This is a genomic window from Pedobacter frigiditerrae (genome assembly GCF_004331645.1).
GTDB lineage: Bacteria > Bacteroidota > Bacteroidia > Sphingobacteriales > Sphingobacteriaceae > Pedobacter > Pedobacter frigiditerrae.
Genome location: NZ_SJSK01000002.1, coordinates 464487 through 488278, shown reverse-complemented (window position 1 = coordinate 488278; position 23792 = coordinate 464487). Strand labels below are relative to the sequence as shown.

Genomic DNA, 23792 nt, shown 5'->3' with positions numbered 1-23792 from the left:
TAAATTATTTATATTTAAATTTAAGGATAGAGGAGTGACAATTTATTTGTAGATGAAAAGTGTAATACTGTTCGCTTAAAAAGATACAAATAGGTATTGGTAATTTTTAAAGGCTATTCTACAACTTAACCAAAAGAGTAATACTTAACTACCTAATTATGCATACAAAAAATCAAATTACTTTAATTAAACTCTCGTTTTTATTAACCATAGTAGGTTCGGTAGCTCTTCGATTAGATATTTTTAGAGAAGGGTTTATAGAAGGATGGAAAGGGACGGGTGATGTTAAAGCACCTAGTTTATTAGAGGCCTTTGTTGCTTTTACGGGCGTTTATTTTGGCTTAAAAATTCTAATTAACCTTTTTCGATTTATTAATTCTGTGCAAAAAGAAAATATTTTTGACGAAAAAAATGTAACTCGATTAACTTCAATGGGCTGGTCATCTATAACGCTATCTTTCTTGCTTTATATCTTTTATTTTTTAAAAACTATTGTCAGCTTTTCTATGGATTCTGTTTATAAAGCAATTGAATTAGTTGATTTTGATTTTTGGTTAATAATTTTTGGAATTACTTTGCTAACAATAGGTTTTGTGTTTAAAAAAGGTATCGAACTACAACAAGAACAAGATTTAACAATATGAAAATCAACGGAAATGTAATATCCGCTTTTTGCGTGATAGTAATCCTAATTTTGGTTTTTGGGAAGATGGAGTTATATCATTATTATCCCGATAATAGTTATGGTATAGATGCATATTCAATGGAAGAAAACAAGGGGGATAGTATAAAGAGCGAAATTAGAATTGCCCAACAAAAGTTAGATAGTATCAAGCGAGTAGAGAGAAATTATATTGATGGGTTTGATGGTTTTAGTGGTTCATATAACAATTTCCTAGGCCTAGTTAATTTGGAACGAAAAAGTGATAGGGGTGAAAAGAAAGATAATTTAGAATATTTAGTTTTAAGTAAGATAGGACTTAAAGTTCAAGAAAGGGAAGGTCCCAACTATCTTGCATTTTACACGAAAAATGGAGATAGCTATTTATCGAGAACGAAATTAAGCGTTAACGGTAAGGAAAACTCCATTTCTTATATTGATAAGAAAGTGAATTATAAATATTCATCAAAGGAGAATATGATTCTTCTTCCTCTTAGGATGCCTTTTTGGAAAGTTTCTGTTGAAATATTTAGTTATGCAATTATTGCGATTGCATTATTTTCTTATTTTTTTACCTTAAAAATGTTCTTTGAAGTAATCATTGCAATATCAAAAAATAATGGTTTTGAAAATAAAAATGTCAATAAGTTAAAGAAAATGGCCATAGTTCTCGCGGTATTAGGAACTTATAGTTCTGTTTTCAATATAATCATATATTTGTTTTTTAGCATTAATCATTCAATAGAAGGGGTAGCTATAACTTATTCTTTTTGGGAGCATGACTACTTTTTAGTGATTTTATCAGCTCTGTGTTACTTAATCTATACGGCTTTTAAAAAAGCGATGATTTTAAAACAAGAACAAGATTTAACAATTTAAGCTTATTTTTGTGTCAATCTATCTATGCCGATAATCGTAAATCTTGATGTCATGCTTGCTAAGCGAAAAATGTCTCTAACTGAATTGAGTGATAGGGTAGGGATTACCATGTCAAATTTATCTATCCTAAAAACAGGAAAAGCAAAAGCGGTTAGATTAGAGACCCTAGAGGCAATTTGTAGAGCTTTAGACTGCCAACCTGGCGATATTTTAGAATTTAGGGTGTTGGCAATATAAATGCTATTTGTTTTAACATATGCCCTTTTACCGTCCGTATAGGCTCGGTATACCGTCGGTTGACCGTCGAAATAGGCTTTTGGACGGTCAATCGACATCCGATTGACGGTGAAGCGACGGTCAAAATGCAATATTTTTATTGTAAGGTGTTGATTTGTAGTTTCTTGTGTGTTTAAATGCTCGAAAGAGAAAAAGTATCCTTCAACTTAATTCCTTTTTCAGTTTGCTGAACCGTGCAACATTCATTAATTGGGTCGTGTTCTAAATATAAAATATATTCATTGACTGCTGCTTCCTCCAAAAATTCTTTTTTCTCCTTTAAGGTTTGTAAGGGGAACATGTCATAAGCCATTACATAAGGCAAGGGGATATGGCCAACCGAAGGCAGTAAATCTGCCATATAAATGATAGTTTTATCTTTATAATAAAGCTGTGGCAACATCATCGCATCTGTATGCCCATACGCAAAGCGGATTTTAATGTCCTCGTGAAAAACCACTCCATTTTGAGAAGGTATAAACCTTAATTGTCCACTTTCTTGAATGGGAAGGATGTTCTCTTTTAAAAAAGAGGCTTTTTCTCTTGCATTTGGGTTTACAGCCCAATCCCAATGTTGTTCGTTTGTCCAATAAATAGCGTTTTTAAACGCAGGGCGAAGTTGATCTCCATATCTTTCAATTGAACCGCCACAATGATCAAAATGGAGGTGAGTTAAGAAAACATCCGTTATTTGGTCTCTATGGAAACCATGTGCTGCTAGAGATTTATCTAAAGTATCATCACCATGCAGATAATAGTGACTGAAAAATTTTTCGTCCTGTTTGTTGCCTAATCCATTGTCAACCAGTATTAATCTACTGCCATCTTCAATTAATAAGCTCCGCATTGCCCAAGAGCATAAATTGTTTGCGTCTGCTGGATTAGTTTTCTGCCAGATAGATTTTGGAACAACACCAAACATTGCGCCACCATCTAATTTAAAAAAGCCAGTATTTATGGTGTAGAGTTTCATATGGATTTACAATTTTAGAATTACAATTTACGATTTTATAGATTAACTATAAACAAAAATTGGTTAACTGCTCATCACAATTAACCAATTTTACAATTTCAACGATTAACTTTTTTACAAGTGAATTACTTCTCCGTAAGCATCAGCTGCAGCTTCCATAATAGCTTCACTCATGGTAGGGTGAGGGTGTACAGATTTAATCATTTCGTGACCAGTTGTTTCTAATTTACGAGCAACAACAATCTCAGCAATCATTTCTGTAACATTTGCACCAATCATGTGTGCACCTAATAATTCTCCATATTTAGCATCGAAAATTAATTTTACAAAACCATCTTTTGCACCAGCAGCACTTGCCTTACCTGAGGCTGAGAATGGGAATTTACCGATTTTTAATTCATAACCAGCTGCTTTTGCTGCTTTTTCAGTATATCCTACGGATGCAATTTCTGGTGTGCAATACGTACAACCAGGGATGTTATTGTAATCTAAAGCCTCAACATGTTGGCCTGCAATTTTTTCTACGCAAATAATGCCTTCGGCAGATGCTACGTGGGCTAAAGATTGACCACCTACAACATCTCCAATTGCATAATATCCTTTAACTGAAGTGTTGTAAAACTCGTCAGTAACGATTTTTCCTTTTTCTGTTTTAATGCCAGTTTCTTCTAATCCTATATTTTCTATGTTGGCTACCACACCAGCTGCAGAAAGAACGATATCACATTCTATGGTTTGCATACCAGCAGCCGTTTTTACTTGAACTTTACATCCAGCACCGCTAGTATCTACCGATTCTACGCTAGAAGAAGTCATGATTTCAATGCCAGTTTTCTTTAGGCTACGTAATAATTGCTTAGAAACATCTTCATCCTCAACAGGAACAACATTTTCCATAAATTCAACTATAGTTACCTTAGTACCCATTGTTGCATAGAAATAAGCAAACTCAACACCAATAGCGCCAGAGCCTACAACAACCATAGATTTAGGTTGCTCAGGTAAAACCATGGCTTGGCGATAACCGATTATTTTTTTACCGTCTTGTTTTAAGTTAGGTAATTCTCTAGAACGAGCACCGGTTGCGATAATTATATTTTTTGCAGATAATTCTTGTTGAGTTCCATCAGCAGCCTTAACTTCAATTTTGTTGCCTGGTTTAACTTTACCAGTTCCCATCACAACATCAATCTTGTTTTTTTTCATCAAGAACTGAACGCCTTTGCTCATTCCATCTGCAACACCACGACTACGTTTAATGACAGCTGCGAAATCTGCTGTTGCTTCAGGTGCATTGATGCCATAATCAGCTGCGTGATTAATGTATTCAAATACTTGTGCACTCTTCAATAACGCTTTTGTAGGTATGCATCCCCAGTTAAGGCAAATGCCACCTAAAGATTCACGTTCAACAATTGCAACCTTAAGTCCTAATTGAGAAGCTCTAATTGCAGCTACATAACCACCAGGGCCGCTGCCTAAAACAATAACATCGTAGTTCATCTATTTATTTTTATGTTTTTTCAGTCGTTTAAATCATTTGTTTTCTTCAAGCCGCATTTGCGGATCATGTGCAAGATGGAGCCTTTAGGTGCTGTATCCAATTAAACCAAGCGTTTAAAGTTAACTAAACCAAGTTCGGGTACTATCTTTTTAAAGATCTAAACGAATAATGCGTCAAAATTAAAAAAAATGTTGGTTAAAATAAGTTTATGATTGCACTTAGCATACTTTTGACAATAGAAGGGGTTTTTACGTCATATTTTTGTCTGTAAAATTCAAAATTCTTAAAATATAAAGCGATTGATAAACTGTTAGTTAGGTAATTTAATCAATATGTTAAGTGTTAGTAAGTTTTGGGGATAATTAATAATTATTTAACATTGGAAATGAACTTCAGATAAAATAAATATTTACCTTTGTGGCGTTATTTTAACATTTCTTAACAAAACAAAAAAATAATTAAAAGAGTATGAAGAAATCTTTACTATTAAAATTTGTAGTAATTGTTCTTGTCTTTGTTGGTTTTATCTCTGCAGCGAATGCACAGATAACTACATCGTCATTAACAGGTACGGTAAAAGACTCGAAAGAGACTATGCCAGGTGCCAGCATTAAAGCTACACATACGCCAACCGGAACGGTCTATAGCGTAATTACAAATGGCGATGGCCGTTACACAATTGGAAACATGCGTGTTGGTGGTCCTTATACCATTGAAGTAAGTTTTGTAGGTTACAAACCTGAAAAATTTGAAGACGTAACTTTAAAATTAGGCGAGCCTTTTGTTTTAAATGTTACTTTGGCAGACAATAGCTCTACCTTGGCAACCGTTAATATTGTTGGTCAAGGTGCTAATCCGATCATGAACTCTAATAAAAGTGGAGCAAATACTGTGGTTAGTAGGGCGCAAATACAAGCTTTACCTTCTATCTCTCGTAGTGTAAACGATATTACTCGTTTAACTCCGCAGGCAAATGGTACAAGTATTGGTGGTGGTAACTATCGTTCAAACAATTTTTCTGTTGATGGTGCTAACTACAATAATCAATTTGGTATTGGTGCAAATATTCCTGCTAATGGTTCTCCAATTTCTATTGATGCACTAGAGCAAATCTCTATCAATGTAACTCCTTATGATGTTCGTCAGACTGGTTTTACAGGAGGTGCTGTTAATGCGGTAACTCGTTCAGGATCAAATAAATTTTTTGGTAATGCATTCTACACCATGCGTGGTGATGATCAACAAGGTCGTAAAATAGGTGATTATACCATTCAAAGTCTTCAGAAATTAGATGAGAAAAATTATGGTGCTAGTTTTGGAGGTCCAATCATTAAAGACAAATTATTCTTCTTTTTAAACTATGAGAAGAAACTAACTAAAGCACCTGGTTCTACTAGGATTGCTGCTACTCCAGGCCTTCCATATGGCTCTATTAGTACAGTAACAAGAACTACTGCTGATTTTATGAACCAAGTAAGTTCATATCTTTTATCAACTTATGGCTATGAAACCGGACCTTACCAGAATTATGAGTATGTAAGTGAGAATGAGAAAATGTTTGCTCGTTTAGATTGGAACATTTCAAAAGATCACCGTTTCAGTATCCGTTACAACCAAGTAGAAAGCCAAAGTCCAAGCCCTGCTAGTACATCAGTTACTGGTTCTGGGGTTGCTGGTTCTTTAGGATATGGTAACGTTAGATCAGGAAATGATCAAACTGCTGGTTTACCATTTTTTAATGCTGGCTATTATCAAGCTGCTAATTTATACTCAGCAACAGCTGAGTTAAACTCTTCATTCGGTAGCAGATTTACCAACACTTTACGTGCTGCTTATTCTCACCAAAATGATCCTAGAAAATCTGATAGTTCACCATTTCCATTAGTTGATATTTTAGATGGTACACAAACTGGAACTAGTGCTGGTAACGTATTAACCACTTTTGGTTATGAGCCATTTACTTATGGTAACTTAAGAGATGTTACGTCTTATACTTATAGCGATGATTTAAGTATTGCTCTAGGAAAACACAACTTAACTGTAGGTGTACAAGCAGAATTTAGCACTACTAAAAATGGTTTCCAACGTTTTGGAACAGGATTTTATACTTTTAGATCATGGAATGATTTCGTAACTAATCAAAGACCATTACAGTATTCTGTAACTTATCCATTAACTGCAGATGGTTCTCAAGCTTTTCCTAGCTTTAAATTTGCTCAGTACTCAGCTTATTTACAAGATGAGTTTACCATTTCTGATCGTTTAAAAGTTACTGCCGGTATTAGATTCGAACAAGCTAGATATCCTGGAGTTGATGAGATCAGAACACATCCTTTAGTAGCAGCACAAACTTTTGCTAATGGCGAAACAGTAAATACAGGTGCATTACCAGCTAATAAAATTACATATTCTCCTCGTTTCGGTTTCAATTGGGACGTAAATGGAGATCGTTCTCTACAAGTGAGAGGTGGTTCTGGTATCTTTACTGGTAGAGTTCCATTTGTATGGTTAGTTGCTCAATCTGGTGATGCTGGTTTGTTGCAATACACTCAAAATTATACTGGTGCAACTACTCCATTCTTTAATCCAAGCATTGCTCCAAATTTAGTAGGAGCTAAAGGTGTTGCTGGTACTACTATTCCTAGTACAATTAGTGCATTATCTGAAGACTTAAAATTCCCTCAAACTTGGAAGTCTAGCTTAGCTATTGATGCTAAATTGCCAGGTGGAATTATTGGTACTTTAGAAGGGATTTACGGTAAAGATTTAAATGCTGCGGTTGCTGTTAACGTAAACTTAAAAGATCCAAGTCCGTTAAATATTCCAGGATATGCTGATAACAGACCTTTTTACTCTAGTTCTGTAACCACAAGACAAGCTGTTAATACTACTTCTGCTGGTGTTCCATCAGCAACTGGTACGCAAATTAACAATGTGATTAAAATGAAAAATGCTAAGGGTGGTTACAACTGGTCTGCTACAGCTCAGTTAACTAAAAACTTCGCTAACGGTATTGGTTTAATGGCAGCATATACACGTACAGATCAACGTAATTTTGGTGATGGTGCTGGTGATCAATTATTGAACTTATGGTCAATCCCACAAACTTCATCTAATCCAAACACACCAACCTTAAGTTATTCGTCTAACTTAAATCCTGATCGTGTAATTGCATCCGTATCATTCAAAAAGGAGTATTTCAGAAATTTAGCGACTTCAGTATCGTTATTCTATGAAGGTTCTCAACAAGGAAGATTCTCTTACACTTATTCAGCAGATTTTAACCGTGATGGTCAAACAAATGATTTGATCTATATCCCTAGGGATCCATCTGAAATTACATTTGTGAATATACCTGCCGGTGGTGGTACTACTGGTTATGCAAGACCATATTCTGCACAAGAGCAAAGCGATATTTTCTTCGCTTACATTGAGCAAGATAAATATTTAAGAGAACACAAAGGCCAGTATGCAACTCGTAATGGTGCTACTTCTCCTTGGAGAAATCAAGTAGATTTTAGGTTGACGCAAGAGGTTTTCAAAAACGTTGGGTCAAGTAAAAACTCTATCCAGTTTTCTGTTGATATTTTTAACGTAGGTAACATGTTGAATAAAGATTGGGGTAATTTGAACTTTGTTAATCGTGCAAACATCTTAGTTCCACAAAACGTTAGTTCTATTAGCGCTACCACTAAACCAACATTTAAATTAAACAACGTTAATGGCGATATCGTTAGAGAAACTTTTGGCACATCTCAAACTATTTCATCTACGTTCTATATGCAATTTGGTTTACGTTATAACTTTAACTAATAATTATATCCTTAACAGGAAGAATTTAAATTTCTGTTAAGGATTAAAAAATATTAATATGAAAAAATTAATTTCAAAATTTGCACTTTTAGCTGTATTAGCTGTTTCATTTTCTTCTTGTGATAAATCAGATTTAGAAGATGTAGAAGTTGCCGGTACTGGTGCAACAACGATAGAAGTAGCGAAGGTTGCTGGCCTTTCTGCTACCGGTACTGTAGGTACAAGTGTTGTTACATTAAACTATATTGTTGGTGAAAAACTTTTCCCAAATAAAGTAATCCCAAAATTAACAGTTGCTTATTTAAAAAATACGCAAACAAGCTCTACAGCTGTTAGTTCTTCTGTAAGAACTACACTTTATACTGCAAATAATGTTACTTTAGCAGCTACGCCAACTCCAACAGCTGGCGCTCCAGTAATTACTGCAATTGGTTCTTATGGCAATGCAAGTAATATTGTTTGGGGTCTTAAATATACTTTTAATTTAAGTGATATAGGACCAGGTCTTTTTACTGTATCTAATAACGTTGTTTCTCAATCAAGAGGTACAAGTATAATTATTACGGCGCAAGATGCAGCAAACGTAACGCTAGCCGAATACACAATTACGTTAGCAGATTACGGGATGAGAGCTGCTCTTTAATTCTCATTACAATTTGATAAAGCCGATTTCTAATTTAGAGATCGGCTTTTTTTATTCCCTATTTATAAAGATTAGTCGTAAATTCAATCATCTTTACCAAACCCTAAAACGATGGATCAGAAAATTATCAATCTATACGATTCTTATACGCATAGTCAGATTAGCAGAAAAGATTTTATGAAAAAGCTAGCCATGATAACTGGAAGCACAGCTTTGGCATTAACGGTTTTACCCTTATTAGAAAATAATTATGTGGCTGCAGCAACCATAGGTGATGAAAATCTGATTATCGAAAATATAACTTATGCTGGAGTAGAAGGTGAGATGAAAGGGGTTTTAGTGAAACCTAAAGGAAAAACTAAACTTGGTGCAGTAGTTGTTATTCATGAAAACAGGGGGCTAAATCCACATATAATTGAAGTAACTAAAAGGGTAGCAGCAGAAGGGTACTTAGCGCTTGGTATTGATGCCTTATCTCCTTTAGGTGGCACGCCTGCTGATGAAGATAAAGGCAGAGAATTGATAGGCAAGTTAGATGCAGAAAAAAACCTGCAGAACTACTTAAAAGGATTAGCTTATTTAAGAAGCCATAAAGATGCCAACGGCAAAACAGCTTGTATTGGCTTTTGTTGGGGAGGTGCTATGTCTAATAAATTAGCTGTGGCAGATCCCAAACTTTTAGCGGCAGTGGCTTATTATGGTGCACAACCAAAAGCAGAAGATGTGCCAAAAATTAAAGCCAGCGTCATGTTGCATTATGGTGGGCTTGATGAACGGATTAATGCAGGAATAGCTGGTTATGAAGCAGCTTTGAAGCAAAACAACATTGATTATAAAGTTTATGTTTATGATGGCGTTAACCACGCTTTTAATAATGATTCAAACCCAACAAGATATAATGAAGCAGCAGCTAAATTAGCCTGGAAAAGAACAATGGAGCTATTTAAGGAAAAATTGAGCTAATACCCTCTTTTTAAATCTACTAAATCTTCTGGTTGCTCGCCATTTAAAAACTTGTTTGCGTTTTTAATGAAGTGTTTCACTTTTCCAGAAGTTTCATTTTGGTCTCCACCTGCAGAGTGTTGCGTTAAAATAACTTGCTCCAAATCCCACAATTTGCTTTCTGTTGGCAACGGTTCTACTGCAGTTACATCTAATATCGCTCCTGCAATTTTGCCTTGTTCTAAGGCCTTTATTAAGGCCTCTTCGTCAGTTGTGTTTCCTCTGCCAACGTTTGCATATATACTTCCATTTTTCATTGCATTGATAAAATCTGCGTTTACATAATTTTCTGCTGAACCAGGTAAGGTATTTATTACCACATCCGTTTCTGGTAAAACGGCAACAATATCTTCAAAGTTGTGTAGGCTTGCTTTAGGGTTATTTCTAGCAGTTAGTTTAATTTTGCAACCAAAACCAATCAGCATTTCTTTAGCTGCTATTGCGATAGCTCCAGCACCTAAAATAACTACGTTCTTATCAGTCAATCCTTGTAATGAAGGCCTTATTTTACTGCCAACCCATTTCCTCTCAGTTTGAAGCCTCACTAAATTAGGTATGCCTCTGTAAAAACCAATCACACCAGCAACTATTGTTTCGGCGCATCTTTGTGCATAAAAAGTACCCATATTAGCAACTGGTATATTTAAACTGATATCTTGATATTGGTCAAACCCAGCAGAATCTAATTGCCAAAATTTTAAGTTAGGATGAGGTTTTGAAAAATGGTTTACGTTTATATTTCCAAGTACGATATCAGCTTCAGCTAATTTCAAAAACAATTGTTCTTCTGTTAAATCATTTTTAAAAAATAATTCAACATTGCCAGTAATACCAGCTGTTAATTGATTTTCTTGTTCTGTATTAAGCATTGTATAAACCAAAATCTTCATATTGCACAATTTACATTTAAAACAGGCAAATTGAAGAATGGTTTATTCAGCAGAACTAATTATAGATAAAAGTGCCAAATTCGCTAGTTAGCGTTACTTGTTTTTGATTGCCTTTTTCTACTCTTCCAATAATTTGAGCATCTATGTTAAAGCTTTTTGAAATGGCAATAATGTCATCAGCAATTGCTTGTGGCACATAAACCTCCATTCTATGGCCCATATTAAATACTTTGTACATTTCTTTCCAATCTGTGCCAGATTGCTCTTGTATCAATTTAAATAGGGGTGGGATAGGGAAAAGATTATCTTTAATTACGTGAACATCGTTATTAATAAAGTGAAGCACCTTTGTTTGTGCGCCACCGCTACAATGAACTAGGCCATGAATTTCTTTTCTGTAAGAATCTAATAGCTGCTTAAGAACTGGAGCATAAGTTCTTGTAGGCGAAAGAACCAGTTTACCAGCGGTTATGCTATTTTGCTCGTCGATTTTAACTTCGTCAGTTAATTTTTTACCTCCAGAGAAAACTAAATCAAATGGAACAGATGGGTCAAAACTTTCTGGATAGTTATTCGCTACAGACTTTTCAAATACATCATGGCGTGCTGAAGTTAAGCCATTTGAGCCCATTCCGCCGTTGTATTCGGTTTCATAAGTTGCTTGACCATAAGAAGCTAAGCCAACAATTACATCGCCATCTTGAATGGTATGGTTACTGATCACCTCATCACGTTTCATTCTGCAGGTAACGGTAGAGTCAACAATAATTGTTCTTACCAAATCGCCCACATCGGCAGTTTCACCACCAGTAGAATAGATTGAAATTCCAAGTGCCCTTAAGTCAGCCAAAATTTCTTCAGTTCCATTAATAATTGCGGCAATAACTTCGCCTGTAATTAGGTTTTTATTTCTACCAATTGTTGATGATAATAAGATGTTATCGGTTGCGCCAACACAAATTAAATCATCTAAATTCATGATGATTGCATCTTGAGCAATTCCTTTCCAAACAGAGATGTCGCCTGTTTCTTTCCAATAGGTATAGGCCAATGAAGATTTTGTTCCGGCACCATCGGCATGCATGATATTACAATATTGTTCATCACCTCCTAAAATATCAGGAATGATTTTGCAAAATGCTTGAGGGAAAATACCCTTGTCAATATTTTTAATAGCTGCATGTACATCTTCTTTTGATGCAGAAACGCCACGTTGGTTGTACCTATTATCGCTCATTGGTGCAAAGATAAGTTTTTAAGGTAAAAGGCGGAAGGTAAAAAGGTAAAAGGTTTATGCTGGTAATAAAGATGTTTGAAAAGCAGCGACAGTGGGAATCTTTTAATGTTAGTCGGGCGTTTGATTTCAAGTCCTCGGCTCTCCCGATAACTACCTCTATCTTATGAACACAAGTCTCAAAATCTGATGTCATTCACATGCCATCGGGAACCCCGAAGGGCTCAGCACAGCTAATCGTAAAGCGTTATGTATGCCTATTCGCTTTCTATAGCATTAAGATTGCCAGTCGAGCTGGAAATGACGCCATAACAAAGCAAAAAAAAAGATGTATCACACGATAGGATAGGCAGGGGCCCATTTTTTAGATAACGCAGGTGTTCCCATATCCTTTATCTATTGCTCGTCATACAGTCGAGACAGCATTGCTACTGATTAGGGTCTGCTTCGTAACAGTATCGTAACTGAGTTGGAATGTTACAATAGTAACTTTAAAATATATGTATAAAAAGTCCAAGTTTTTATCGAAATACTTGGACACATATTGGACTTATATTGGACTCATATTGGACTCATTGTGATTCTGTCACGATGCAGAGACGACTCTGATACGACCCAAAAGCGATGTTGGTTCGAATGGATTGAATGATTTGGTGCTTTCCTTTTACGATGTATTTTTACATACTTTTAATGCTTCAATAATGCGAAGCATTCTCGCATACCCTTAAAATATACACCCATCAAAAACTTTGATGCCTTGCGGCAGGCAGGAAGCAAAAATAAGCTCCAATAATTTGTGGCCACACGATAGGAAGAGTTTGGACATTGCACTCAGGATGACAAATCAAAAAAAGGCGTCCCGACTAATCGGGACGCCTTAAATGTTATAAAGAAAGAAATCTTATTTTAAGAATAATAACTCTCTGAATTTAGGCAATGGCCAAACGCTATCGTCAACAATTTGCTCTAATTTATCAACGTGGTAACGAATGGTGTCAAAGTAAACTTTAACTTTTTCATCGTAACCGATTGCTTTATCACGGCTGTCTTCAATTGCATTGGTTTTTTTGCGTTCTTCTAACATCGCATCGATATTAGTTTTAACAATGCCAATGTGCTCAGAAAGTGTGCTGATAATTGCAAGTGGAGTAGCAATAGCTTCTTTACTTAAACCAAGGTCTTTTAATCCTTTTGCATTCTCAATCAAAATGTTTTGATAAGCAATTGCAGCTGGTAAAATTTGGCTATTGGTCACGTCGCCCATTACACGAGCTTCGATTTGTAATTTTCTGAAGAAACTTTCTAATAAAATCTCATGACGTGCGTGTAGTTCACGTTTGCTGAAAATATTAGTTTTAGTAAATAACTCAGTTGATTTTTCACTTACATAAGCATCTAAAGCTTTAGGAGTAGTTTTGATGTTTGATAATCCGCGTTTTGCAGCTTCATCAGCCCACTCTTGGCTATAACCATTTCCTTCGAAACGGATATCTTTAGATTCTTTAATGTATCTTTTGATAACTGTTAATAAAGCAACGTCTTTTTTATCGCCTTTTTTAATCAATTTATCTACATCTACCTTAAATTTAGTTAACTGATCTGCAACGATTGCATTTAAAACAGTCATTGGAGCAGAAGAGTTAGCAGAAGAACCCACAGCTCTTAATTCGAATTTGTTACCTGTAAATGCGAATGGAGAAGTACGGTTACGATCTGTGTTATCTAAAGTGATTTGAGGGATTTTAGGAATACCTAACCACAAACCATTATCTTCTTTTGCTTTTTTGCTGATACGAGAGTGCTCGATTTCATCTAAAATCTCATCTAGTTGTTGACCTAAGAAGATAGAGATAATTGCTGGTGGAGCTTCGTTAGCACCTAAACGGTGATCGTTGCTTACCGAAGTGATACTTGCTCTTAATAAATCTGCATGCTCATAAACAGCTTTAACTGTATTTACGAAGAATGTTAAGAACATTAGGTTGTTCTTAGGCGTTTTTCCTGGCGCTAATAAGTTTTTGCCAGTATCTGTAATTAGAGACCAGTTATTGTGCTTACCAGAACCATTAATGCCTGCGTATGGTTTTTCGTGTAATAATACTTTGAAGTTATGACGACGAGCAACTTTTTCCATTAAATCCATCAATAATTGATTGTGATCAATAGCTAAGTTGATTTCTTCATAAATAGGTGCACACTCAAATTGAGAAGGTGCAACTTCATTGTGACGAGTTTTTAAAGGAATACCTAATTTCAAAGCTTCATTTTCGAAATCTACCATGTAAGCAAATACACGCTCAGGAATAGAACCGAAATAGTGGTCTTCTAATTGTTGTCCTTTAGCAGACATGTGTCCGAATAAAGTACGGCCAGTCATTACTAAATCTGGACGAGCATTAAACAATGCAAGATCTACTAAGAAATATTCTTGCTCAATACCTAAAGAAGCATTTACTTTAGTGATGCTTTTATCGAAATATTGACAAACATCAACAGCAGCTTTGTCCATTGCCGCTAATGCTTTTAATAAAGGTGCTTTATAATCTAAAGATTCTCCGGTGTATGAAATAAATACAGTTGGAATACAAAGTGTTTTACCAGCTTTGCTTTCCATGATAAATGCTGGAGAAGAAGGATCCCAAGCAGTGTAACCACGAGCTTCGAAAGTATTACGAATACCACCGTTAGGGAAACTAGAAGCGTCTGGTTCTTGTTGAACTAATGCACTTCCGGCAAATTTCTCAATTGCTCCATCACCACTAGGCTCAAAAAATGAATCATGTTTCTCAGCAGTCGAACCAGTTAAAGGTTGAAACCAGTGCGTGTAATGAGTAGCACCTTTTGCCATTGCCCAAGTTTTCATAGCTGATGCGATTTGGTTAGCATCGTCAGCATTAATTAATTCACCTTGGCCAATAGTAGAGATTAACTTTTCATAAACTTCTTTAGACAAGAAGTCTCTCATCTTTTTCTTATCAAAAACATTCGAACCGTAAAAATCAGAAATTTTTGATGAGGGTGCTTGAACTTCTGGAGAAATTCTATTTTGCGCCTCTTTTAGAGCAATTGTTCTTAGACTTTTCATTAGTTTGTTATTTTTTTATTTGTTATGAAGCTATCATAAGTTTTTTGTTGTTTGTTTTAAACGTAAAACTTATGATGGTTTCATTGATTTGTTTAAATTTTATCCAAAAATAGAATTTTTTATCAATTTTTTCAATGAAATTTCAAATTTTTAGTAAAATTTTAATGTTTTTTCTTAAAACGGACATAAAAATGGCAATAATGTTAAAAAAATTAAAAATGTGTAAAAAATCAATGTTTGGCTATTTTAATTTTTTTTAAAATTCTTTATGGAATTGTTTAATAACTAACATCATAGTTAAAAAAAACCTAAAAGCTATGTTTAACAATTCATCAAATTTATACGGCAGTGAGTGGCTTGCTCTCGTATTCCAAAACAGAAACAAAAATTATGGTGCTTATGCATTAAGGTCAGAATCATCTAGTATCATGACGAAAGCTCTATTGATCGTAGTGCCTGTATTCGTATTGTTGTTTGTTGGTCCAATGATTTATGCGCAAATGCAACCCGTTGAACCTAAGGTAACCCAAGTTGTCATGAATACTGAAGATATTGAACCAATTCATGAAATGAAAAAGGAAGAAGCTAAAAAAGAAGAACCAAAGCAAGAGGAGCCGGCGCCCCAAGAACCAGTAAAAACAAAGGCTTTTGTCGCTCCTGTTGTGGTGGCAGATCCAATAGATGATACTCCACCGCCAACTAGTGTGGAGTTACAAACAGCCGTAATTGGAAGTACTAACTTAGAAGGAAAAGACGGGAAAGGTAATGCAGATCCAGCACCAACTACTGGTGGCGGTTTCGGAACAGGAACTGAAGGAGAAAGTGACACTAAAATATATGAAACTTCAGGTATTGAAAAATTCCCGGAATTTCCTGGCGGGATGGCAGCTTGGGCAAAATTTATACAGAAAAATTTAAGGTACCCTTATATGGCCCAAGAAAATGAAGTACAAGGTAAGGTATATATCAGCTTTGTAATCGAGAAAGATGGGACGTTATCTGATGTGAAATTGGTACGTGGAATTGGTTATGGCTGTGATGATGAAGCAATGAGGGTCATCAAAAAATCCCCAAAATGGGAACCTGGAAAACAGAATAATACCAATGTAAGGGTTCGTTATAATATGCCAATTAATTACACTATCTCTAATTAATACTCCAATTTAATGTAAAAGCGATGGGTTAGTGTAACTCATCGCTTTTTTACGCCATCCATTTATAATACCACATTTGAAATTGTAATAATAGCCAAACCCTTTGCGCATTATAGGCGGTATTATGGACATAAAATGATGATTTTATTTTTAATGCTTCTTTTACATTAAATAACTGATGTTGCTTTAATTTCTCTTCCGACAAGTATTCTTCTACTAATGGTTTAAGTATTGTTTTTAGCCACTTAGCTAATGGAATTACAAAACCTTTTTTTGGATTGGCTATAAAACTCGATGGTATGTATTTAGAAGTGATTTTTTTAAGTAAATATTTTTGTTCTCCATCTTTAATGAACCATTTCGAATCTAATGAGGCTAGATATGCAATCAATTCATTTTTTAATAAGGCGTCTCTATTATCTACACCATAATGAGAAAAACACTTGTCGTTTTTTAAAAAGATATTGTTTGGTAAATAATTGTGCAAATCATGAATAAGCAAGTCTTTAATATTTTGCGCCTTACCCTTGGTTTTATTAGGAATATTTACATCAACGTTTAATAATTTTCCTATTTGATTTAAACTATAGCAGGCGTTAATTGCTAGATATTTATTTAATAGGCCTTCTCCTTTTAAAACCTCTTTCATTCTAGGCTGTGTTTTTATCAGGAATTTAATCAAAGCATCCTTAAGTAATTTGGGAAGATTGCCACTTAATAAGGAATTGATTTTAATTGCCTTTGCATAAGTTCTGTAGCCACCAAATAATTCATCTCCACCTTCAGAACCTAATAAAACCTTAACATCATCTTTAACTTTATCGGCAATAAATAATAACGGTATAGCACTACTGTCGCCTATTGGTTCGTCAAATACATTTGATAAGTTTTTTGCCATATTTAAGGCATCTACTTTATCTAGGTAAAATTCTTTATGATTTGTTTTTAGATGTTCGGCAACTTTTCTAGCTTGTAATGCTTCGTCAAGCTTTTCATTTTTATAGCTTACAGTATAAGTTTTTATTCTTTTTGTCTGGTTTTTTTGCAAAATAGCTGCAACAGTTGCACTATCAAAACCACCGCTTAATAGAACCCCAATTGAAACATCAGCAACATTTCGCTTTAAGATAGATTCTGTTAGCAGATCTTCAACATGGTCTAAGATTTGCTCTTCCGTATAGTTGTTTTCGGAAATTGAGGGAATAAGCTGTTTTCGGGTTAAGGGGCTATCATAACTATTTCCACTATGAACGTCAATTGTAGTTAAAGTACCTTTTTTAAACTTATTTATATTATTATAGATGGTTTCTTCTCCAATAAAATAACCATACCTGAAAAAAGTGGGAATAGCATTTTTATTAATTTCTTTCTTTATTGTTGGATAAGAAAGAAGCGCTCTAATTTCTGAGGCAAAGGCATAAAACCCTTTCTCCTTGTAATAATATATGGGCTTGGCTCCAATTTCGTCTTTAGCAATTAACAATTGGTTTAACTTTCTATCTATTATAGCAAAAGCAAAAGAGCCATCTAGCATTTCAAAGCATCTATAGCCCCATTTTTTATAACCTTCTAGTATAACCTCAGTGTCTGTTAGGGTAGAAAATGTTACTCCATATTTAATCAAGGTTTCCCTAAGTTCTAAATAATTGTAAATAGTGCCATCTAAGGTAATGCTGTAATTACCACAATTTGTGGTTAGCGGCTGTGAAGCTTTTTTGCTTAAATCTATTGTAGCTAAACGTTGATTAGCAATGCCTAAAGTGTAATGTTCTTTTTTGTCGAAAATAATGTCGTTTCCATTACCTCCACGATGAAGTAATGTTTTAGATGACTCTATTAAATGTGCTTCGTTTATTTTTTGATTATGGTCTATAAATCCAGTTATTCCACTCATAATCACATTAGAGATTTATATGCTTAGCAGGGTTAATAATACTTGGTTATCTTGAATCCACAAATATCCAAATACTATAAAATGATTTCAGTAATAGGAGCGTTATTAGGGATTTTGTTGTCTCAAACATACAAATATTTAGTTAAAAAGTCATTGTAAAACTTTATTGTTGATTATGTTAAATCAACAATAACTTGTTGTTGAGCTAAGCTGCAGATAGATTGTGTAAGTGCAACCTCACTAAAGCATAAGGAATATTATCTATTTGAAGAATATAGTTTGAGTGGCTGCTATGGCAAACTTTTCAAACATAAAAAAGGTTCTAGCTACTTAGTAAGCTAGAACCTTTATATAAAATGTCTTTTTTATTTTAAAGCATCTTGTATTTTCTTGATCATATCTAAATGACCTTTAACAACAGGTGCTGTTTTAGCGGCAAAAGCTTTTAAGTCAGCATCATTTGCATCTTTTGATTCTTTATCTAATAAGTCCCAAGTTTTTTGATGACCATCAACCATTGCTTTTACATATTCCTTATCAAAATCTTTTCCTGTCAGTTTAGCTAAATCATCATATTTTTTCTGATGAGTTTCATCTAATGCTGTTGGTAAGGTAATGTTCTTTGCTGAAGCAATAGCCATCAAATCAGCATTAGCTTTTCCATGATCTGTTACCATCATATCAGCGAATGCTTTAATTTCGGCATTAGCAGTTTTTGTTAAAGCTAATTTACTCAGTTCAACTTCTGCAATACCACCAGCGGCAGCGTCAGTTGTAAATTTTGCATCATTTTCATCAACCGCAATGCCGCCTGTTGCGTTTGCATTTGTAGTTGTATCTTTGGTTTCATTTAAACTGTCTGCAGTTTCTTTTGAATCCTTTGGCTCACTGCTACAGCCTTGAAAAGCAAATGCAGCGATAACGATCATACTTAAAAATCCTAATTTTTTCATTTTTTTATGGTTTTTGTTTTAGTGATAAAACTATTATAATCTCAATGCTTCAGTTGTTGACTCAAAGATTATAATGGTTCATAGTTAGATATTTTTGTTTGATGCTTAACAAGCCTTATTTAAAAATGTTTGATAAACTTGATCAATACAACTCTTGGTTTTAAGGTTAATGAGTTATGGTAATTTTGAAGATTTCCTACCAATTGCGAAAAGCTGTATATTGGCTTAATTATATATTGAAAATGAAAAAAATAAGCATCGTATTGTTATTAATAACTGCCACGTTTATGGTAAAAGCTCAAACTAAAGATGAATCTAATGTTTTAACTGCTGTAGAAAATATGCGTTTAGCATTAATAAGTGGCGAAAGAACTGCTTTGCAAAATGTTGCAGCAGAAGATTTAAGTTATGGACACTCCAGTGGTAAATTGCAAAATAAAGCAGAGTTTGTAGAGGCCATAGCTAATGGTTCATCAGATTTTGTAAGTATTGAATATAAAAATCAGACGGTTAAAGTTACTGGAAAAACAGCACTGGTTCGTCATGAACTTCATGCAAAAACAAATGATGGTGGTAAGCCAGGTGAAGTACATTTAGGAATTTTGCTTGTTTGGCAAAAGCAAGGAAGGGAATGGAAATTATTGGGTAGGCAAGCATTTAAATTGCCAGAAGTAAAACAATAAAACTAATTTGTCTTCAATATTAACTTAATGTTAACAAAAAATAACATTAATTTCATATAAACTTAACATTGGACTTATACTTTTAATGTATGAATTATCCAGTGTTTATATTCCATGAATTAGTACTTCGTTTTTCGGATATCAATCGGGAAATTGGTAAGTACATATCTAGCACCGTTGAAAATGGAGAATGCTTGATCAATACAACTACGGGACACATTAAAGTGGCCTTAACTATGTTAGAGAAACAATATAATAACCCAAGGTCTATTTCTAAAGAAGAGTTGCAACAATTAGCAACTGAATTTGAAATAGGCTAATTATTATTTATCTTATAAAATAAGCCCTAAAACTATCATAGTTTTAGGGCTTATTATTTTAATACTTTATTTAAACCTGTAGGAAAGTGTAGTGATGAATTGACGAGGGGCAATAGGGTTAACGCTATAGTTCTCATGCACATAATAATTTAGCGCATTTGTAATGTTTGAAACTTTTGCTAATAATGAAAGTTTTTTCCAAGAATATCCAGCAGAAAAATCAACTGTTGTAAATGCATCCAAAGGGATTAGTCGTAAAGTTGTAGCAGCCTTGTTATCATTCCAACCGCCATTACGCTTTCCAGTGTAGAAAACAGAAGTTCCTAATTTTAAGCCCTTAGCTTTTCCTTCTTGTATAGTGTAAAAAAGAGTGGCATTACCCGTATGCTTAGTTGTTCCAACTAAACGTACACCTTCTAACATCCCTGATGTAGTCGCATTAGGATTAGCAGTTGTTGGTGTGGCTACAATAGGAGCGGTGTTAGTATAGCGCATAAAATTATAGCTATATCCAGCAATAAAATTTAGTCCAGGTAAAATACTTCCTGTTAAATCTGCTTCTAGTCCATCACTTTTAGTAGTTCCATTTAGTTGTTTAATGTTGCTATTTGAGTTAATATTTCCTTGGGCATCAAACTCTGCAGTTTGTGCAATGTTGCTATTTACCTTTCTGTATACGGCTAAATTAGCAGTTAATCTGCCACCAAAGAGGTCATTTTTTACACCTATTTCGTAATCATCTACAATAGATGGGGGTAGAGCTGCAAGAAAAATATCTGTTCCTGTATTAGATATAAAATTATTGGCATAACTCAGATACATGGAAGTTGATTGTATTGGTTGGTATATAAGGGCTACTTTAGGTGAAAATGCACCTTCAATTTTAGTTGCTGCACGTGTTATGGCACCTGTTTCGAAAACAGTCGTTTTGGTACGAGCATTCTTTTGGTCTGTATAACGGATGCCAGCTAATACTTTAAATTTATTTGTAATTTCAACTAAATCTTGCACAAAGGCACCATAGCGATAAACTGGAGTAAAAGTTTCGCTAATGTTAAAGGTAGTTGGTATTAAACCAGAACCATAATAAGTAGCTGGATTAAATAAATTTACACTTCCATAATTATATGCAGTGATAGCAGTACCATTTGCATTTTTACCATAGTTAAACCCGTTACTCGTAACTCTTGATTGGTCTGCGTCTAGGCCAACTAATAATGTATGTTTAATTTTTCCAGTATTAAATATACCAGTTAAATTAACTTGTTGATTGTAAGTGTATTCTTGTGTTTTAGATCTTGTTAAATTACGTTGAGCAACACCAGTTGCATCAGCAGCAGGGCGTTCTGCGCCATAATAATCTCTACCATAAGATTGAAATGAACTTATTACATTCATTTTCCAATTGTCATTGAATTTATGATTTACGTTTAATTGACCAGTAACTGTATTTGTATTATTGTAGGCCCAAGGGGTATTAATAAATTGGTTCCTGCCATAATCTATAATTTTACTGCCAACAGAACCAACGCCAAAATCAGGAGTATAGTTGCTTTTTAAATAATCACCTTGTAATAAGATATCTGTTTTATCACTGATTTTATAAAGTAATGAAGGGTTTACATAAACACGTTTAGATTTTACATTATCTCTAAAGCTGCCTGCTTTTTCGTAAGTGCTAATGGCTCTAAATGCTAATTTTTGAGAGATGGGACCATAAATATCTACCATAGGCTTGTATTGGTCATAACTTCCTGTACGCAAAGATACTTGGCCACCATATTCGAATTGAGGTTTTTTAGTTACCATGTTTATAACAGCACCACCAGTAACACCACCATATAACAATGCTGCACTACCCTTTAAAACCTCTACAGATTCTAAAGTACTAGCTTCTGGACTCCCACCAATAGAAGTACGACTTCCATTTTTAAAGGTATTATTGCTCCCTAAGCTATAACCACGAGCATAAAAATTCTCTCCTACACTACCGCGATTTGCGCCTAGTGCTACACCATTAACGTTTTTCATTACATCTCCTAATCGGTCGGCTTGCTGATCTGCAATTACTTGACTTGTGATGATCTGTGCAGATTGAGGTAAGTCTTTTGTTGGTATATTAGTTTTACCTAGGTTAACAGATTTTGAATTTGGTGTTCTATAGCCATTTACGGCAACTTCTTTAAGTTTTGATGCTGATTCTGCAATGGCAAAATCTACCGTAGTAGTTTGACCGGTTGTAACTGAAACTTGCTTCTCTTGCGAAATTGTTCCAATTGCAGAAATTTTTAAAGTATATGTACCTGCAGTTATGTTTTTGATAATGAAGTTACCATTTTCATCCGTTTGGCTTGTTTTGTTGGTATTCAATAAGCCTACGTTTACGTATGGAGCTGGTTTACCGTCGCTGGTTTTAATAATACCTGATACGATGCCGTTTTTTGTTTGGGCCTGCACATTCCCAAACAGGAATATGGAAATAGTAATGACACTAAGGATCTGAGTAAATAATTTCTTCATCTTTTATTTGGATTAATTCTAAACAGTGGCAAAGATATAATCCAAGCTTATAAAAGCAAAATTTATTTAGACTTATTTTAAATAAAGCAAAATAATGCTATAGACATACTGATAATCAACATTATAGTATGTGGGGAAGTTTTAAATGATACTAAATATTAGAAATGTAGTATAGTGTGTTTGTATGCTGTAGATAGATTGAATAATAGCATTTATCAGCTATTCCTAACATACAAGTCGGTTTCTAGAACCTTTTTTTCGAATTCTTCTACAGGATATTTAGCTTCGATAAGCTGTAATAACATTTGTGTAGCCAATTTTCCTATTTCAAATGCTGGTTGACGGACAGATGTTAGTGAGGGATTAAATAAATCGAGTACATCAGAATTGCTAAAACCGGCAATGGCCATATCTTTAGGTACTGCAATTTTTAAATTCTTAAATACACTTAAACAACCTGTACTTAAACGGTCTCCCGCTACAAATATGGCATCTGGTTTTTCAGGTAAGGCCATTAATTCTTTAATTGCATTTTCCATTTCTTCATAAATCATTCCACCATGTGGACAATGTTTAATGTAGGCAGGATTAGGTTCAATGTTATTTGCTTTTAAGGCATTTTCATATCCTTTTAGGCGCTCAATACTAATTGATAGTTGCGTAGAACTTGTTAAGTGAGCAATACGTTTATATCCAGATTTTATGAGATGGTTGGTGGCTTCAAAAGCTCCCTTTTCGTTATTGGATATTACTTTATGGGTTTCAATTTCATCGGCCACTCGATCAAAGAATACAATTGGTAAACCTCTTTCATGTAAGGACGTAAGGTGGGAAATGTCTTTCGTTTGAGAAGACAATGATACCAATAAACCATCAACAGATCTAGAAGCCAAATGCTGAACGTTAATTACCTCACGATCATAAGATTCATGTGTTTGTGAAAGGATAACATGATAACCTCTATCATAAGCAATAGATTCGATTCCATTAATTGCTTGAGAAAAATAACTATTAGCCACTTCGCTAACCACTACACCTATAGATTTGCTGCGGCGTTCCTTTAAACTTAATGCAATAGGGTTAGGTTGATAGTTGATTTCCTTTGCATAAGCGAGCACTATTTTCTTGGTAGCGGCACTTATTTCATGGGTATCCCTTAACGCTCTAGAAACGGTTGAAGTAGAGAGGCCTAAAGCTTTTGCAATATCTTTTATGGTTACGGGCTCAAACATAGTTAAAGCAATATTCTGCTAATATTTTAACGGTAAAAATCAAAGTATAATATTACGATTTTTTTCTGAGGCTTAA

18 protein-coding genes are annotated in these 23792 nt (G+C 34.5%); 9 read left to right on the top strand and 9 right to left on the bottom strand.

The annotated features are described in order from the left end of the window. Positions 1–158: 158 nt before the first annotated feature. The 3 genes from EZ428_RS08960 to EZ428_RS08950 are packed head-to-tail and all read left to right on the top strand — an operon-like array spanning position 159 to position 1777. On the top strand, positions 159–644 hold the full coding sequence (locus EZ428_RS08960; RefSeq protein WP_131552810.1) for a DUF2975 domain-containing protein: 486 nt from the start codon (positions 159–161) through the stop codon (positions 642–644). Next, positions 641–1540 carry a DUF2975 domain-containing protein gene (locus EZ428_RS08955; protein ID WP_131552809.1) on the top strand — a complete coding sequence of 300 codons (900 nt, stop codon included), beginning with the start codon at positions 641–643 and terminating at the stop codon, positions 1538–1540. Before EZ428_RS08960 ends, EZ428_RS08955 begins: the two co-directional genes overlap by 4 nt. 24 nt (positions 1541–1564) lie before the next feature. Then, positions 1565–1777: a helix-turn-helix domain-containing protein gene (locus tag EZ428_RS08950; RefSeq protein ID WP_131552808.1), complete on the top strand. Its 213-nt coding sequence runs from the start codon at positions 1565–1567 to the stop codon at positions 1775–1777. A gap of 172 nt (positions 1778–1949) precedes the next feature. Here the strand turns inward: EZ428_RS08950 and EZ428_RS08945 are convergent, their stop codons facing one another. Further along, on the bottom strand, positions 1950–2789 hold the full coding sequence (locus tag EZ428_RS08945) for an MBL fold metallo-hydrolase (RefSeq protein ID WP_131552807.1): 840 nt from the start codon (positions 2787–2789) through the stop codon (positions 1950–1952). 114 nt (positions 2790–2903) lie between these two features. Further along, positions 2904–4292, bottom strand: coding sequence for a dihydrolipoyl dehydrogenase (lpdA, locus tag EZ428_RS08940; RefSeq protein ID WP_131552806.1), 1389 nt, complete (start codon positions 4290–4292; stop codon positions 2904–2906). Between the two features lie 469 nt (positions 4293–4761). On the opposite strand from lpdA, the gene EZ428_RS08935 reads away from it, so the two are divergent. From EZ428_RS08935 to EZ428_RS08925, 3 genes are all read left to right on the top strand, one after another. Continuing rightward, a complete protein-coding gene (locus EZ428_RS08935; protein WP_131552805.1) occupies positions 4762–8106 on the top strand; it encodes a TonB-dependent receptor in 3345 nt (1114 codons plus the stop codon). Between the two features lie 58 nt (positions 8107–8164). After that, a complete protein-coding gene (locus EZ428_RS08930) occupies positions 8165–8749 on the top strand; it encodes a hypothetical protein (RefSeq protein WP_131552804.1) in 585 nt (194 codons plus the stop codon). A 111-nt stretch (positions 8750–8860) separates the two neighbouring features. After that, entirely contained in the window at positions 8861–9712 is an 852-nt protein-coding gene (locus tag EZ428_RS08925; RefSeq protein WP_131552803.1) for a dienelactone hydrolase family protein, read from the top strand. Here EZ428_RS08925 and EZ428_RS08920 read toward each other — a convergent pair. The 3 genes from EZ428_RS08920 to EZ428_RS08910 all read right to left on the bottom strand — a co-directional run bounded on the left by EZ428_RS08920 (position 9709) and on the right by EZ428_RS08910 (position 14960). Continuing rightward, positions 9709–10641, bottom strand: a complete 933-nt coding sequence (locus tag EZ428_RS08920; protein ID WP_131552802.1) for an NAD(P)-dependent oxidoreductase — start codon at positions 10639–10641, stop codon at positions 9709–9711. The two genes, EZ428_RS08925 and EZ428_RS08920, sit on opposite strands and share 4 nt — an antisense overlap. Positions 10642–10696: 55 nt before the next feature. Further along, complete coding sequence (locus EZ428_RS08915; RefSeq protein ID WP_131552801.1) at positions 10697–11878, bottom strand: AIR synthase related protein; 1182 nt, start codon at positions 11876–11878, stop codon at positions 10697–10699. Positions 11879–12776: 898 nt separating this feature from the next. Continuing rightward, positions 12777–14960, bottom strand: coding sequence for a glutamine synthetase III family protein (locus EZ428_RS08910; protein WP_131552800.1), 2184 nt, complete (start codon positions 14958–14960; stop codon positions 12777–12779). A 317-nt stretch (positions 14961–15277) separates the two neighbouring features. Here EZ428_RS08910 and EZ428_RS08905 point away from each other — a divergent pair, with 317 nt between their 5' ends. Further along, entirely contained in the window at positions 15278–16114 is an 837-nt protein-coding gene (locus tag EZ428_RS08905) for an energy transducer TonB (protein ID WP_131552799.1), read from the top strand. Between the two features lie 49 nt (positions 16115–16163). Here EZ428_RS08905 and asnB read toward each other — a convergent pair whose 3' ends face one another. Together asnB and EZ428_RS08895 are read right to left on the bottom strand one after the other, a co-directional pair. Next, positions 16164–18008, bottom strand: a complete 1845-nt coding sequence (asnB, locus tag EZ428_RS08900) for an asparagine synthase (glutamine-hydrolyzing) (RefSeq protein WP_131552798.1) — start codon at positions 18006–18008, stop codon at positions 16164–16166. A 365-nt stretch (positions 18009–18373) separates the two neighbouring features. Next, a complete protein-coding gene (locus EZ428_RS08895; RefSeq protein ID WP_131552797.1) occupies positions 18374–18961 on the bottom strand; it encodes a DUF4142 domain-containing protein in 588 nt (195 codons plus the stop codon). A gap of 242 nt (positions 18962–19203) precedes the next feature. On the opposite strand from EZ428_RS08895, the gene EZ428_RS08890 reads away from it, so the two are divergent. Both EZ428_RS08890 and EZ428_RS08885 read left to right on the top strand, forming a co-directional pair. Beyond that, positions 19204–19644, top strand: coding sequence for a nuclear transport factor 2 family protein (locus tag EZ428_RS08890; protein WP_131552796.1), 441 nt, complete (start codon positions 19204–19206; stop codon positions 19642–19644). Positions 19645–19733: 89 nt separating this feature from the next. Beyond that, the gene (locus EZ428_RS08885) at positions 19734–19964 is read left to right on the top strand and encodes a hypothetical protein (RefSeq protein ID WP_131552795.1); all 231 of its coding nucleotides are present in this window, start codon (positions 19734–19736) and stop codon (positions 19962–19964) included. A 66-nt stretch (positions 19965–20030) separates the two neighbouring features. Here the strand turns inward: EZ428_RS08885 and EZ428_RS08880 are convergent, their stop codons facing one another. Together EZ428_RS08880 and EZ428_RS08875 are read right to left on the bottom strand one after the other, a co-directional pair. After that, the gene (locus tag EZ428_RS08880; RefSeq protein ID WP_131552794.1) at positions 20031–22484 is read right to left on the bottom strand and encodes a TonB-dependent receptor; all 2454 of its coding nucleotides are present in this window, start codon (positions 22482–22484) and stop codon (positions 20031–20033) included. 215 nt (positions 22485–22699) lie between these two features. Further along, complete coding sequence (locus EZ428_RS08875) at positions 22700–23716, bottom strand: LacI family DNA-binding transcriptional regulator (protein WP_131552793.1); 1017 nt, start codon at positions 23714–23716, stop codon at positions 22700–22702. Between the last annotated feature and the right edge of the window lie 76 nt (positions 23717–23792).